The following is a 15,235-nucleotide window of genomic DNA, read 5'->3' as shown; positions in this document are numbered from 1 at the left end:
TGCGCCGGTACTTGGCCCAGTATCGTAAGGATGGGTTCGACGGTTTAAAGCCTAAACCCAAAGGCCGAAAGCCGCTGCCGGATACCAACCGGATTGTAAAATAATCCAGTACCGACGAATGCTATCTGCAACTTTTTTCCAACTAAGCTCGTTAGTAGGATGTATTGTCACTATGCAATATACAATCTTATTAATGAGGTGCTAACACCGACAAGCCCGCACTGGAGATTGTAATTGATTTTAAGTCGGAAGAGATGAAGCTGAACAAGCAGACGGTGCAGCAAGGATATGAACCTTTTGCAGTAAACGGCGTCTTTTATCTGCCGCTGCGCTTTATTAGCGAATCGCTCGGCGCAAAGGTGGAGTGGAGTCAGCAGAATGAGAATATTGCGATTACGATGAAGTAATCTATTGGGCCCCATTGTTGCGAGTTGAGCAACGATGGGGTTGTTTGCATCAACAATGATTTGAAGGGATGCTCGATTTTTATGAACACGTGTAATATAATAATGAAAGCATATTTGGTAAGGCCAGGAAGGGGCGGAGCACGAGCGGATGACTGTAACGATAAAAGATATTGCCAAACTGGCGGGGGTCAGCCACCCGACTGTCTCCCGGGCGTTAAATAATGATCCCGGGGTGAATGATGAGACAAGGCGGAAAATATTGAAAATTGCCAAACAATTGAATTACGTGCCTAATCTGGCTGCGAGAAGACTGGCAGAACGCAAATCCAACTGTATCGGCATGATTTGGCCGACCTTTGAATCGATGTTTTTCTATAATTTATGCAAGGAAATTCAGTATGAAGCGGCCAAAAAGGGAATGACCGTGCTGTTATCGCTTGCTGATCCGGTTGAGGCGATGCGCGCGTTGAATCAACAGTTTGTCGATCATGTCATTTATTGGGCGGTGCCGGAATGGAAGGCGCCTGCGGCATTTTTAAAGGAGAAGGAATTGTTCAAAGGAGATATGCTGCTGATGGGCGGCGGGGCGGTCGAGGAAGCGCATTGTTTGACGATTGACCGGAAGCATGGCATATATGAGGCGGTATGTTATTTGGCGAGGGAAAACCATCGGGAGATTGGCTTTATCGGGCAGACGACTGACAAGCTGGTCGGGTTCACACAAGGCATCGTCGATAGTAAGCTGGAATTTAAACGTAATTATATTATACCGGTCGAAGAATCGTATTTGGCAGGAGATGCATTTGATGAAGAGCTGGCGCTGGAGCTGCTGCAGGGGGAGCAGCGGCCAACTGCACTGGTGCTGGATAGTCAAGTCGTCTTCTTCCAGTTGGTCAAGCTGCTTCGCCGCTATAAAATCCGCATTCCGGAAGACTTGTCGCTAATCGTGTATGACGATGTGCCGGAGCTGCAAATGTACGAGGCGCCGCTCACGACAATCGGCCCGCCGCTCAAGCTTCTCGCTAAGCAGGCAATCGCAATGCTGACCGAGAAAGATGAGCCTGGCAGCGCAGCGCCTGCCCGGCAGGACGGAAGATGGAGGGCAATGGAAGTGAAGTCAGAGCTGATCGTCCGCCAATCCGTAGCCAGACTGGGAGCCGAGTGATGGAGCGTTATGAAAAAGGGCTCATTGTGAAATTAACGGCGATGTGCGTTTGCGACTAAATAAACTCCAAGCAATAAAGCTGCCTCTTTAAAAAAGAGACAGCTTTTAAAATGGAGGAAAAATCTTCAAAGAAAACGCTTGCTTAAAATGTACACGTGTGCTAAATTATTTGGTGTAAAACTGTTGCAATTTATGAACACGTGTGTTATTTTTTCGCTTGTAAAGGGGGGGCGCTGTGGATTGATTGCTGGATATGGCGTCATGAACAGAAGGAAGAGAAAGCAAGATTATTGGAGGGTTAAAGATGAAAAAAGGGAAAAGAAGAATGGCGGCTGTTCTTTCGTTAATGTTAGTGCCAATGATGGCTGCTTGCTCGTCAGGCGGGAACAACGGGAATAGCGGGAACAGCGTGGGCGGCGAAACGGTTGACACGCTCAAAGAAGTAAAGCTCAAAATCGGGCTGCCAGCTGCTTACGATGCGACAAGAAAAGAAATTATAGACGGCTTTATTGCCTCGCATCCGCATATTAAGGTTGATGTTCAGGATGCGCCGTGGGGCGATTTTACGGCTAAAATTGCGACGCAAATCGCCGGGAATACGGCACCGGATATTTGGTTTCAGGAGAATGCGGCTATTCTGGGCTACGGAAAGCGCGGTGTAGCCGAGGATTTATCCGCCTATATTGAACGGGATTTAAAGGAAGAGGATTATATTGAAGCGCTTTATGCAGCCAAAACTCCGGACGGTCATGTGTATGGCGTACCGCATGGCATTAATCCGGCAGCTCTTGCTTTTAACAAAAAAGTATTTGCCGCTGCCGGCGTTTCACTGCCGACGGATGATTGGACGTTCAATGATCTGATTGAGAACGCCAAGCTTTTGACGAAAAAGGAAGCCGGCAGCGAAACCGAAATTTACGGTCTTGCAGGGACAGCGGGTATAACACAGGGATGGTTCCCGTTTATCAAAATGGCCGGAGGGCAAGCGCTGGATGAAACGAAAACGAAAGCGATGTTTGATAACCCGCAGACGATTGCCGGTTTGCAGGCGATGCAGGATGGGGTGAAAGAGGGTTACTTCACCTCACGTGAGTTCGTTGAGGCGCAGGGCGGTGATCAGGCGACCTTGGCCAATGGCAAAGCCGCAATGTACATTATACAGTATAGCAATCAGGTCACCATGAACCGGAATTTCCCGGATGCCGATTGGGACGTTGTCAAAATTCCCAAAAGCGTAGATGGCAACCGCTATGTGCCGATGGTCACGAACTCCTGGCTGATCTATTCCAAAGCAAAGCCGGAAGTGAAGGAGGCTGCATGGGAGTTTTTGAAATATTATTTGAGTGAAGAGGCCCAAGCTTTGCTCGCAGAGAGTGGAGCAGCTCTGCCGGTCAACAAAGCGGCATTGGCGAAGGTCGAGCAAAACACGAATAAACCGCTGAATAAAAAAGCATTTACCGAAGGGATTGCTGAATCAGGGACAACGCTAGATGAAAATGCAAGCTGGAATGAATGGCGGGGCGCAGCACAGCCGATTATTACAGACATTTATGACGGTAAAATTTCGGTGTCGGATGCTGTCAAGGAGATTCAGGAAAAAGTGCAAGCGGTGCTGGATCAAAATGCGTAGACAGGGATATTGGGGTTATTTCTTTACCTTTCCGTTTATTTTGAACGTTCTTTTGTTTACGGCTTTTCCCATATTCTTCTCACTATCCTTGTCCTTCGCGCAATGGGACTTATTCAATCCGGTCAAATGGGCGGGGCTGAACAATTGGAGCGGCCTGATGAAGGAAAAAGCATTCTGGATTTCCATTCGCAATATTTTTTATTTTGCGCTCATTTTTGTGCCGCTTCAGACGTGCATCGCTTTGGCGCTCGCGCATTTGCTTAATCAGTCGATCAAGGGCAAGACGCTTTTCCGTCTCATTTATTTTTTGCCTGTCGTTACGCCATGGATGGCGGGAGGCGTTCTGTGGGTGTATCTTTATGGCGAGAAATACGGGCTTATTAACTGGCTGCTCAGCACGGTGCAGCTCGGACCGGTCAATTGGCTGAACAGCAAGGAATGGTGGCTTGTCATCGGCAGTATCGCCCTTGTCAATGTGTGGAAAGGGGTCGGCTCTTCGATGATTTTGCTGCTTGCCGGCATGCAGGGCATTTCGAAGGAAATGCATGAAGCGGCCCAGATTGACGGCGCCTCCGGGTGGAAGTATTTTATGAGGATTGTTTTTCCGCTCGTGTCGCCGATGATTTATTTGGTCATGATTTTATCGACGATTTCAGCTTTTCAGGCCTTTGATGTGTTTCTGGCGATGTGGGGCAGCTATGTATCCAATGTTCCTGAACGCAACCTGGTGCCGAACCTGCTCATCTACCGGGATGCCTTCATGCTATCCAAGATGGGGCCGGCGTCAACAATGGCTTGGGCATTGTTTATCATCATAATGGGCATCACGCTTTTCCAAAAATATTTTGAGAAAAGGTGGGTGCACTATGACTAAAGCTTCCTCATGGCTCGGAAAAACATTGATTTATTTGGCGCTTATCATCGGCGCTGCCATCATGTTTTTGCCATTTTTCTGGATGGTGTCCACCTCGTTCAAAACGTTGGGCGCTATTTCACAATTGCCGCCGCAATGGATTCCAAGCCCGTTTCAACTGGAAAACTACGAGATCGTATGGCGGAAGGTCAACTTCGGACGATATACGCTTAATAGCAGCATTCTCGTCGTCCTGGAGCTGATTGGTACATTGCTTTCCTGTGCGGCGGTTGCGTTCGGGCTGGCGATGTTTGATTTTAAATTAAAGAAGCCTTTGTATTTGATCATGTTGGCTACGCTAATGCTGCCTTTTCAGGTGACACTCATTCCGAGTTACTTTATTTGGAAAACATTTGGCATGCTGGATACTTATTATCCATTAATTATTCCGCATTTTTTGGGCGGCGCGTTCGGCATCTTTTTATTGCATCAATATATAAAGGGTCTGCCGAAGGAGCTGTACGAAGCGGCTGTTGTTGACGGCTATTCGCCGCCAGGCATTTTCGTGAAAATATATTTGCCGCTGTGCAAGCCGGCGCTTGCGGCTTTGTCGGTCTTTACATTTATGGGCGCCTGGAATAATACAATCGGCCCGCTTATTTATTTGCAGAGCAAGGAGCTTTACACCTTGCCGTTAGGACTGCTCTACCTGAAATCGGATACAGAGGTGAATACAGCGCTGGTCATGGCCGGAGCGACGATCATTACGATTCCGGTGGTGCTTGTCTATTTGATCGCACAGAAGCAGTTTGTTCAAGGGATTGCGACAACAGGCTTGAAGGGGTAGTGCGTAAGTGGAGAGAGAAGCCTACTTAACCAAATACGTTTCAGGAGGCTGCATATGAGAAGCTTTCGTCATTATAGCCGTCAATTGGCGGCAGTGATCATAGCAGGGCTGGTATTGTCTTTATTCAGCTCTGCCTGGGGAACAGCTGCAGTGTATGGCGCTGATCAAGCTCAAAGTCAGGGAAAGGCAGTGATGAGCGATATTCAACCAGTAGAGCTGTTGCTGAATGGCGGATTTGAGCAATTGGATGAAGCGGGTGTGCCGAAGCATTGGGCGGTCATGGGCGATGTATGGCATGAAGGCTTCAAGGTATCCGGCGAAGCGGCCAGAACAGGCAGCTATGGCCTGATGATTAAAACGGATATAGCAAATAATCCGTGGGTTAATCAGCCGATTCAGGTAGAAGAGGGAGCGACCTACAAGCTGCTATCCTGGTTCAAATCTGCCGGGGTGAACGGGCAGGCAGGATACAAGATTGAATTTTACACTTCAGAGGTTGTGTCGCCGGAAACAGCGCTGCAAGGTTATTCCTATCGGGCGCCTGTGGCCGATATGGACGGACAATGGCATGAGATGGTTACTGAGATGGTGGCGCCGCCCGGAGCAAAATATATGTATGTGTACTTGCGTCTGTATGGAACCGGCAAAGTCTATTTCGACGATGCATCCGTTCGCAAAACAAAAGATGCGCCGCAGCTAGAATTGCTGCCTAATCAGCTTTATTATTACACCGACTTAATGTCAGGCAATATTCAAGTGAAGTTCACGCCACGAGATGGCAGCTTCTCCGGAAAGACAATGGAGGTAAAGCTTGTGGATACAGGCACGGGCCAAGCACTCTTCACAAAAAGCGGTGTGGCTGCTGCTGCAGAGTGGGAGACAGTCTTTGATCCGTCCATCATGGCACTGAATAAGCCCTACCTGCTGTATGCCGAAATAAAGGATGGAGCAGGCCATTTGGTCGAACGTCAGGAGAAGACGCTGTATCGATTGGAGCGTCCGGCAGCTCTTCCGGCGAATGGGCCTGTTCTAGTAGACGAGAAGCCGTTCTTCCCTGTAATTGCTTATCATGCCAATATCTCGGACTACCCGCTGTTGCGTGAAATTGGCGTCAACACTGTCCAAGGAATGAATGGGCTAAGCGACGAGGGGCTGCAAGCCTTGCTTGATGCTGCTCATGCAAATGATTTAAAGGTGATGGTTACTTTATATGAAGGCATGCTTGTCAAAGAAAATATGGAAAGAAACAAGCAGATCATAACAAAATTCAAAAATCATCCGGCTGTGCTGGGCTACATGATTATGGATGAACCGAAGCTGAACGGTATTATGCAGTCTGAATTGCTTGATGCCTATCGAATGATCCGCTCCCTTGACCCGGTTCATCCAACTTATATGGTCGAATCCGAATTGGAGGCTTACCGCTCAACCGGTCAGGCGACCGATATTCTTGTAACCGATGTTTATCCGTATAATAAGGAGAGAATGCAGCCGATTTCCGCAGTTGGCAACGGGGTCCGAAAGGCAGTAGCCAACGTAGACAATATTAAGCCGGTGTGGACCGTATTGCAGACATTCCGTATGCCAAATACGGCTTGGGACTACTTACCGAGCATTACCCAAGTGCGCAATATGGGCTACCAGGCTTTGCTGGCCGGAAGTAAAGGCTTCGCTTTCTATTCGATTAATGATCCGGGCTGGAGGCTGCCGGATTCGGAGCTATGGCCGGGTCTCAAAGCCTTTAAAGAAGAGTTGCCGCTTATTAGCGGGCTGGCTACGCAAGCAACGAAGATCGCCGAGAATATCGAAGGCAATGTACAATGGGGTATATGGCAGAACGGTGCGGAGCAATATGTCGTGGCGATCAATATGACGCAAGCTGCACAATCGGTGACGGTGCCATTGCCGCAGTCCGGCAATTACATTGAGCTGCTGCATGGCGCGTCGGTGGCACAATGGAGCATTGCAGATGATGCGTTGCAGGTTACGCTGCAGTCGGAGCAGGCTATCGTCTATCGGGTCTCGCCATTTAGCGTTGCGATCGGCGCTGTGGCTGAAAAAGTACAGACAGCCGCTGCTTTATCGGGCAGCAGTGAATGGCAGGGCATTGTTCAAGGTTTGCAGCAAGGGTTGAACAGCCTGAAGCCGGAGCTTGAGCAGGCAGAATTGGATATGAATGCTGTGCTTGCACATACTGCTGCAATTTTGGCGCGAATCTCTGCAGCGGAGGTGTGGGTCGATAGCCAAGAAGGTGCGATACCGGCTGACAAGCGGGCTGCGATGCTGGCTGTGCTTGATGAGGTGAGGGCGGGCTTGCAGCGGCTGGTTCAGGCTGTGCTGCAGATAGACGTCAATCTTTCCTCAGATAATGTTGTTGCCGACGAGGCGCTGGAGGTTGCGGTGAGCCTGCGTAACGATGGGCAGGCAGATCTCGAGAACATCAAACTGGTAATCGGTGCTTCCATAGCTGACATGCAGCCGGTTGAAAAAGAAATCGGGCTGCTGGCAGGCGGTACGAATTCGGCCGTCTCAGAATCTATAATGATCCCGGCAGCAACGGCCGCTGGTGATTATTCCGTCAATGTGACAGCGAGCTACATGTATAACGGTGTAGAACTAACGGCGTCAATCATTAAGGGGCTTAAAGTTTCTGCGCTCCTGTCAGCCAAGAGCAATCCGGAGAAGCTGCGCATTCATGCAGCTGGAACATATCTTTTCACGGTAGAGCTTGTCAATCACGCTTCGCGGATTGTAAATGTAAGCCTATCTCATCAGGGAGCGGACCAGCTTACAGTCGATTTGCCCGCATCTGTTACATTGCAAGATCGGGGATCGGCAGCGGTCACCGGCAATATTATACTTCCTGCTGGAACAACAGTTACTGAAGCTGTCTACCAGCTTAATATTGAAGTGCGGGTTGAAGGCAAGCTGATCGAGACAGTCCCGCTGCAGATTCAGACAGATCCCAATCTTGTCTATAACCCGGGCTTTGAGCTTGCAGCGGCTAATTCCGGTCAACTAGACGGCTGGCTGCTGCGCAATGGGGTATGGAATCATGAAGTGGCACATAGCGGCCGCTCCTCTGTCCGGCTAAATCCGGATGCGAATAATAACTGGAATACCATTAATACTGGAGTGGGCCGGGGCATTGATACCGTTCCGGGCAAAAAATACATTTTATCCGGCTGGGTTAAAAATGGATCGTCGGCAGGTTTGGTAGAGTTAGGGCTGAGGCAAGCGGATGCCAACGATGCCTCGGTTAAATATACCTGGATAGCAGCAGCGGCAAACAGCGATTGGACGAAATATGAGCTGCCTGTTACGATTCAGCCGAATACTGTAAAGCTGTGGGTATATTTCAAAGTAGATCAAGCGGTCAACGGCCCGGCATGGCTTGATGATGTCGAGCTGAGGGAAGTTCCGTAGCGGTATAGGAGAAGGTGTCTTGGTCATTTCCGCGTCAGGCGGCTCTTTTACCGCCGTACCGCCGGCCATATAAGCTATAAAAAAAGGAGTGCTCGAACCCTGTTGGGGTCGCACTCCATTTTTTTATTCGCCCGCAAATAGGTCTTTTTTGACCTAATGGATCTAGAAGTATAAAAATGTTACCCGCTCCAAATCTGTAAGTTGTGCAGCATTCGCTAATCGCATAAAGTGGACAAAGAAACGGGCGCTTGCAGGCGCTGCTTTCATTACCTGTAAGGGATGAAGGAACGAGACAAGGAAGGCGTATTCCAATGGCTGCTTCAGATAAAAGGGGAGGTTAATGCCGGGGATGGGAGGATTACTGTTACGAGTGGCGAACAATTGATAGTCGAAAATGTTTACCCGAGAAATAAGAAGGGCAGAGGCTAGGTGTCAGGGGGAGGACGGAAATCAGCCGGATAGCCGCGGGAGCAGCGGATTTGATCATTGATACAAGCGGTATTAAGAGGAAAGGGAGCAATACCATTTCCCTTGAATAGATGGGAGGACAGCTAATGCTCATGCACAAGCCTTGGTTCAAAAAGCTTCTGCTCTCCTATTTGCCCGTTCTTATAGGGATTTCAGCCGTTCTCATTTGTATATTCATGCTGGCGGCCATTGAAGAGGGAAAAAGAGAAGCGGCACGCGCCAATCAGGTGTTTGCTCGACAGGTGCTGCAGTCTGTCGATTCTTCCTTGCGTACAGTGGATCAAATGATGCTTAATGAGCTTGGATCGAATGAGGCTTGGAGCAACTTCTTCAATCCGCCTGCTGGAGCCAACAAATATTTGATCGAGTATGAACTCTCCAATAAGCTGTTTGGGATTGTCGGCAATTATCCGCTTATCGATTCCATTTATTTGGTTCGCTTGGGAGATCAAATCGTTATGACCAACTATTCCATGCTTCGCTTCGACAGTTTGCCGGATAAGGACTTTATTCTGCAGGCCGAAAGCCAGTCCGATAATTTAAGATTTTGGACCAGCCCCCGATCCGTGCAAAATGCCGGTATGCCGGCGCGAAGCTTGTTTTCACTCGTTCTCCGCTATCCTCTGCTTTCGGGGGAGAATGGTATGGTGGTAGTCAATTTCCAAACTTCAGCCATTGGGAGCTTGCTGGCCGGGCTGTCGAACTCAGAGCTGAGCTTCGTTATGCTCTGCGACGAGGCAGGCAATTTTATGGCAGGTTCCGAAGGCCGGCGCTTTGTTAATGCCGATGGAGCAGAGGCTTGCACGGGATCCAGGGTACTCTCCAGTGTTAAATCGGAATATACCGGATGGGTGGTGCATAGCGGATTGAAGAATGAAGGCTATGCAGCCGTCTATTCCTTTCCTTCAAGCTCATGGATAACGTTGGCCATTCTGGCGGTGCTGGGCGGCATGGGCATGATGATATATGTTACCGTGCGCAACTACAAGCCGATAGGCAAAATTATGGAGCGAATAGAGGCATACAGTTCTGCGGATCCGCCCAAGCTGTGGAACGGCGGAGGCAAGGATGAGTTATCTTTTATTGCCAAGGCGCTGGACGATCTGATCAAGCAAACCGGCGAAGATGTGATATTCAAGCGCCGGCTGTTTTTTCAGGAGCTTTTTGAAGGGAGCCGGATCATCGCCGGAGAAGAATGGGAGGAACATACGCGCAGCCTGGGCTGGAGAAAGTCGGCGGCAAGGCTTCAGGCCGGCATTATGGATATCGACCGGTACGAGGACTTTTGCCAGGAGTATAGCCAGCGCGACAGAGGGCTTCTGCGATTCGCTCTTACCAATGTGATCTCAGAGCTGGCAGAGCAGCAGGGCTTGGCCATTTGGCCCGAATGGATATCAAACCAGCGCATGGGGGTGTTGATTCCCTTTCATGAGGAGAATCCGATAGATCACGAGGCTTCCTTGCTTCGCGCTGTGAACGGCATGATTATATGGGTGGAGGGAAACCTGCGTATAACGGTTACGGTCGCCTTAGGCGTAGCTGTTGAACAAACGGCGGATATCGGCCTCTCTTATGAAAGCGCGGCGGAAGCGCTGAAATATAAATCTGTGCTTGGCAACAACCGCGTAATTACCCAATTTGATATGCCAGTGCAATCCACGGGGGATGTTTATAATCAGCTGCAGCCGATACGCGCCATGGCTACGGCATATCGTCTTGGGGAGGAAAAATGGCGGGAGCTCTTGGAACAAGTAATGGGGGCGCTGGAACAACACCTGTTTTCCAGAGATGATATTGTGAACCTGATGAATTATATGCTGTATCAGCTTAACAAGGAGTTAATGGAGCTGCCTGAAGACTTTCGCAAATATTGGGAGGCTGCAGCAGCGTCCGCTCTTGAGCGCGCCATCAGCCGTATGGAGACGCTGCAGGAATTGTCCAGGCAAGTAACGGAGGTATTGTCGGAGCTGGATATCCAGCTGGGACAAATTCGGGAGCAGCGGGCTTCCCATTCGGTCATTCAAGAGGTACGGGCCTTTATCGGGGAGCATTACCATAACCCTGATATGTCGCTGACCTATATCGGCGAGCATTTTCATATTAAGTCCAACTATATGAGCCGGTTATTTAAGGAAGAGACCGGAGAAAACTTTGTTGATTATTTAGCGCGTATTCGAATCGAACAGGCGATGCGCCTGTTAAAGCAAACCGAGCTGCCGGTGCAAGAAATTGCCGGCTTGGCCGGGTACAGCCATTATGTATCCTTCAATCGTGTGTTCAAGAAAATTGCCGGTGTCACACCGGGGGATTACCGCAGGGAGGACGTCCGATAAGGGCGTCCTTTTTGAAATACAAAAAAGTATAAGTTTTCCCGTAAACTTGGCTTCTAAGGGAAGAAACTTGCTGCGCCTAAAGGACGGCGTCCAATGTTTCTTCTTGATTGTATAGAAATTTAAAAACTGGCCGGCCGTTCATTTTGGTTACCCCGCAAAAAAAGAGATAACGGCCCCGAATTAACCGTTATTAACCAGCTGAAGGGAGGATTCCAATTCTGTTACCTGCTGCAAAAGGTGTTAGTTGTCACTGCGGCGACAGGCGAACTATAATGCAACTGTATCGACCGGGCAGATGCAACAGGAACAAGAGAGATAGAGAGGTGGGGCGAATATGATGGGAGATCAAATTGATGCTGGGCCTGCATCGGCTCAGCTTAATCAGCCAGCCAGCCGCAAACGGCCCGCGAGCAGCCGAATATGGAATTTGAACAAGCCGCTGATCGTAATGTTTATTCCAGTTGTCACTTATTTTGTTATTTTCAAGTTCATCCCCATGCTGGGTATTATTATCGCTTTTAAAGACTACAACATGGCGGACGGGATATGGGGAAGTCCTTGGGTAGGCTTTGATAATTACAATTATTTGTTTAGCAACCCGCAAATGATGAGTGTCATCCGCAACACATTTATATTGAGTCTGCTTAATGTCGTGATCGGCTTCCCGTTTCCGATTTTGCTGGCGATCCTGCTCAATGAAGTCCGAAAGGCATGGTTTAAAAAATGGGTACAGACTTTGGTCTATTTACCGCATTTTCTGAATTGGGTTATTGTTGGCGGCTTGATTGTAATGGTATTTGCACAAGAGACCGGGATCGTCAATCATGCAGTGAAAGCAATAACGGGAGACGCCTACCCTTTTTTGTATAAGCATTTTTCCTGGATTTCGATTTATGTCGGCTCTGCCATTTGGAAGGGGGCCGGATGGAGCGCCATTATTTATTTGGCAGCGCTGACTGCCATTGATACGAGTCTCTACGAGGCGGCCAACATTGATGGAGCCAACAAGTGGCGGCAAATATGGCATGTCACCCTGCCGAGCATACGGACTACCGTGGTACTGATGTTTATTTTGAACATTGGGCATGTGATGGAGGTTGGCTTTGACCAAGTGTTTGTCCTGCAAAATCCGCTTGTAGCCGATATTTCGGAGGTCATCAGCACTTGGAACTTCAAGTACGGGCTAGGAACCGGGGAATTCAGCTATGGTACGGCACTGGGGCTATTCGAATCGCTGATTGGTCTGATCCTCGTATTAACTGCGAATGCAATCGCCCGCAAATTTGATCAGGGGCTGTGGTAAGGCAGGAGGAAGCAATAATTTTAGGGAGAGATCAAGGATGAAAGCTTCTTTAGGAGAACGGATTTTTTACGCCGTTAATATTCTCATATTGGCTGCTGCGGCACTGGTTTGCTTGCTGCCCCTTATTCATATTTTGGCGGTTTCACTCAGCAGTAACACTGCGATTTCGACAGGGAAGGTCAGCTTGTGGCCTGTCGAGCCTTCATGGCGGGCTTATGTGAGCATGATAGAGGGGACGAATATTGTCAAGGCGTTCCGGAACAGTCTGGTCATCACGGCAGCTGGTACGGCCTTTAATATGCTGTTGACCATACTGGCCGCCTATCCTTTGTCTAAAAAACACTTTTACTTCAGACGATTCTTCACACTGGCCATTGTATTTACAATGCTGTTCAAGGCGGGGCTTATTCCCGACTACATGCTGGTGAAGTCGCTGCATTTGGTTGACAGCTATTGGGCATTGTGGCTGCCGGGACTTATTAGTGTCTACAATATGTTGCTTTTGCGCTCCTTTTTTACAGCGATTCCCGAGGAGCTGGAGGATGCGGCACGGATAGACGGATGCAGCGAGTGGAAGCTGGTTTTGAAGATTATCCTTCCGTTGTCCCTGCCGGTCATTGCGACATTGACGTTGTTCTACGGTGTGGCGCATTGGAACGCCTTTTTCAACGTCATGATCTACATTAACGATTCGAATAAGTACAATCTTTCCGTCCTGGTTCAAAATATGATTCAAAGTGCGACGCTTCTGACCGAAATGAGCAATTTGAATCCGGACGATTACAAAATGCTCACACCGGAGTCGATCAAATCGGCCAGTGTCATCGTCATGACGCTTCCTATGCTGCTGGTCTATCCATTCCTGCAAAAATATTTTGTCAAAGGCGTTATGCTTGGTGCAGTGAAGGGATAAGGGGACGATGTGAGAGGGGGGATGCCAAGAGCTGATAGGAGAGCTCAGGTTGCGTTAAACGGCTAGCATTGAATAGTAGTCCTGAGGGACAAAGACGATGGAGGGGCACGGATGAGAAAAAAGACGATGAACGTTTTTTCGACAGCTTTTGCAGTAATTTTGGCGGCGGGTACGGTTCTGGCTGGCTGCGGCAATAGCAAGGAGGAGGGCAGCAAGAACAACCCGCTTCCCGCTGCCGGCAATTCTGAAAAACAAACAAAAGAAGGCTCAGCACCGGAGACGGGGAAGCGCGGAAAAGTAAGTGTGACGATCTATGATCGCGGACAGATATCCCCTGATGAGGGTACCTACGATAACAATCGCTGGACGAAATGGGTCAATGAGCACGGACCGGTCGATGTCACCTATGTGCCTGTGCCAAGAACGGGATCTGACCAGAAAATTCCGGTGATCTTCGCATCTGGCACTGCTCCCGACCTTGTTCTGGAATATAGTGCCACCATGCGTAATCAACTGTGGGTGCAAAAACAATTGATGCCGTTGGACGAGATGATTGATAAATATAGTACAAATTATAAGAAGTTGCTCGAGCAATTTCCACAGTTGAAGCGTATTACCGCGATGCCGGACGGAAAGCCCTACCAAATTGGTAAAGTAATGAAGCCTACAGCACTTATAGCCATGGTTATTCGCAAGGATTGGCTGGATAAGCTGAATTTGAAGGTACCGGAAACGGTAGACGAATTTTATGATGTCGCCTATGCATTTGCCCATCAAGATCCTGATGGCAATGGCAAGGATGATACGTACGGCTTTAATATGAACCAGCATACGATTATCGATAAAATGTTTGGCAGCGAGCTGTTTATTATAGAAAATGGAGAGCTGGTCAGACAGTTTGACCGGATCAAGCCCGCTGCCGAGATTAAGAAGAAGCTGTTTGAAAACGGAGTTGTCGACAAGGATTTTCTAACCGATAAGACCGGGCAAAAGGCGCAGCAGGACTTTGCTAATGGCAAGACAGGCATTTTTGTCGACTATGTGGCAAACATCAAGAAAAACTATGGAATTTTGAAAGATAATGATCCGAATGCTGATATTATTCCCATTCTGCTGCCGGAATCGTCCTTTGGAAAATACAGCCCCGACTTTAATTCGCCGCTCGATGTTGTAGGGGTTGTCAATGCGAATGCAAAGGATCCGCAAGCTGTGATGCAATATATTGATTTCATGCTGGAGCCATCTACAATGGAATATTTCCAGTTTGGAGAAGAGGGCGTTTATTATACAAAGGGAACAGACGGTACGCCTGAGGTGATTGACAGAGATAAAAAAGCGAAAGAAATTGACTATAACAGTGATTACCAGATGTTTATGTCAAGCTATGCCATGAAGGAATATCAGAAGGATGGCGTAGCGTTGAATTCTACAGATCCGTTTGACCAGGAATGGATTAAAATTTCCCAGCAGATGGATAAGATGTATGTTGATCCGAGTCGTCCAACGCCAGGCTACACGCATTTCAAAATCAGGCCGAATTTAGAAAAGGGTATTAATGCTACCGTAGACGGTGGCTGGACACAGTGGCATGACATCATTCTGAAGGCTATTGTCAGCAATGGCGATCTTGATCAGGCTGTTCAACAAATTAAGGATGCATGGTACAGCTCGGGAGGACAGAAGGCGGAAGATTGGCATAAGAGCTGGTACAACGAAAATAAGGATAAATGGGTATTTATGGATGATCTTTATAATATGAAATTTTAACCGCTCGTCTTTTTGCTATCCCGTTTCTGTTTTATGAAAGAATACCCGGCTGCTGCAGCTTGGCACAATAGTAGATTTTGCGGCCGGGCATATCTGGCATCATCAAATTTAAAGTGAAGGAAG

General features: G+C 48.5%; 10 protein-coding genes. All 10 read left to right on the top strand.

All coding sequences use genetic code 11. The features are described from left to right. The first annotated feature begins 221 nt into the window (after positions 1-221). The 10 genes from ACFQ0N_RS12705 (at position 222) to ACFQ0N_RS12660 (ending at position 15,112) form a co-directional block, all read left to right on the top strand. On the top strand, positions 222-407 hold the full coding sequence (locus ACFQ0N_RS12705; protein WP_379326672.1) for a stalk domain-containing protein: 186 nt from the start codon (positions 222-224) through the stop codon (positions 405-407). A gap of 148 nt (positions 408-555) precedes the next feature. Beyond that, positions 556-1,572 (top strand): LacI family DNA-binding transcriptional regulator, encoded by a 1,017-nt coding sequence (locus tag ACFQ0N_RS12700; protein WP_379326508.1) that lies wholly within the window; start codon positions 556-558, stop codon positions 1,570-1,572. Positions 1,573-1,876: 304 nt separating this feature from the next. Beyond that, a complete protein-coding gene (locus ACFQ0N_RS12695) occupies positions 1,877-3,202 on the top strand; it encodes an ABC transporter substrate-binding protein (RefSeq protein WP_379326506.1) in 1,326 nt (441 codons plus the stop codon). Then, positions 3,195-4,076, top strand: coding sequence for a carbohydrate ABC transporter permease (locus ACFQ0N_RS12690; protein ID WP_379326504.1), 882 nt, complete (start codon positions 3,195-3,197; stop codon positions 4,074-4,076). The genes ACFQ0N_RS12695 and ACFQ0N_RS12690 overlap by 8 nt, the downstream gene beginning before the upstream one ends. Continuing rightward, complete coding sequence (locus ACFQ0N_RS12685) at positions 4,069-4,902, top strand: carbohydrate ABC transporter permease (protein ID WP_379326502.1); 834 nt, start codon at positions 4,069-4,071, stop codon at positions 4,900-4,902. The genes ACFQ0N_RS12690 and ACFQ0N_RS12685 overlap by 8 nt, the downstream gene beginning before the upstream one ends. A gap of 54 nt (positions 4,903-4,956) precedes the next feature. After that, a complete protein-coding gene (locus ACFQ0N_RS12680) occupies positions 4,957-8,328 on the top strand; it encodes a carbohydrate binding domain-containing protein (RefSeq protein ID WP_379326500.1) in 3,372 nt (1,123 codons plus the stop codon). 554 nt (positions 8,329-8,882) lie between these two features. Next, the gene (locus tag ACFQ0N_RS12675) at positions 8,883-11,129 is read left to right on the top strand and encodes an AraC family transcriptional regulator (protein ID WP_379326498.1); all 2,247 of its coding nucleotides are present in this window, start codon (positions 8,883-8,885) and stop codon (positions 11,127-11,129) included. 337 nt (positions 11,130-11,466) lie between these two features. Further along, positions 11,467-12,432, top strand: a complete 966-nt coding sequence (locus ACFQ0N_RS12670) for an ABC transporter permease (protein WP_379326670.1) — start codon at positions 11,467-11,469, stop codon at positions 12,430-12,432. Positions 12,433-12,469: 37 nt separating this feature from the next. Next, a complete protein-coding gene (locus tag ACFQ0N_RS12665; RefSeq protein ID WP_379326496.1) occupies positions 12,470-13,345 on the top strand; it encodes a carbohydrate ABC transporter permease in 876 nt (291 codons plus the stop codon). Between the two features lie 111 nt (positions 13,346-13,456). After that, positions 13,457-15,112 carry an extracellular solute-binding protein gene (locus tag ACFQ0N_RS12660; RefSeq protein ID WP_379326494.1) on the top strand — a complete coding sequence of 552 codons (1,656 nt, stop codon included), beginning with the start codon at positions 13,457-13,459 and terminating at the stop codon, positions 15,110-15,112. Positions 15,113-15,235: the final 123 nt, after the last annotated feature.

It is taken from the genome of Paenibacillus sp. GCM10027626, from assembly GCF_042676285.1.
Taxonomy (GTDB): Bacteria; Bacillota; Bacilli; order Paenibacillales; family Paenibacillaceae; genus Paenibacillus_Z.
Note: the sequence above shows the minus strand (reverse complement) of the source record. Positions and strands in the feature narration are given on the sequence as shown.

What these genes read in the sequence shown, in the direction of transcription:
- ACFQ0N_RS12700 (WP_379326508.1), top strand. Translation starts at nt 556, where the DNA reads ATGACTGTAACGATAAAAGATATTGCCAAACTGGCGGGGGTCAGCCAC.
- ACFQ0N_RS12695 (WP_379326506.1), top strand. Translation starts at nt 1,877, where the DNA reads ATGAAAAAAGGGAAAAGAAGAATGGCGGCTGTTCTTTCGTTAATGTTA.
- ACFQ0N_RS12690 (WP_379326504.1), top strand. Translation starts at nt 3,195, where the DNA reads ATGCGTAGACAGGGATATTGGGGTTATTTCTTTACCTTTCCGTTTATT.
- ACFQ0N_RS12685 (WP_379326502.1), top strand. Translation starts at nt 4,069, where the DNA reads ATGACTAAAGCTTCCTCATGGCTCGGAAAAACATTGATTTATTTGGCG.
- ACFQ0N_RS12680 (WP_379326500.1), top strand. Translation starts at nt 4,957, where the DNA reads ATGAGAAGCTTTCGTCATTATAGCCGTCAATTGGCGGCAGTGATCATA.
- ACFQ0N_RS12675 (WP_379326498.1), top strand. Translation starts at nt 8,883, where the DNA reads ATGCTCATGCACAAGCCTTGGTTCAAAAAGCTTCTGCTCTCCTATTTG.
- ACFQ0N_RS12670 (WP_379326670.1), top strand. Translation starts at nt 11,467, where the DNA reads ATGGGAGATCAAATTGATGCTGGGCCTGCATCGGCTCAGCTTAATCAG.
- ACFQ0N_RS12665 (WP_379326496.1), top strand. Translation starts at nt 12,470, where the DNA reads ATGAAAGCTTCTTTAGGAGAACGGATTTTTTACGCCGTTAATATTCTC.
- ACFQ0N_RS12660 (WP_379326494.1), top strand. Translation starts at nt 13,457, where the DNA reads ATGAGAAAAAAGACGATGAACGTTTTTTCGACAGCTTTTGCAGTAATT.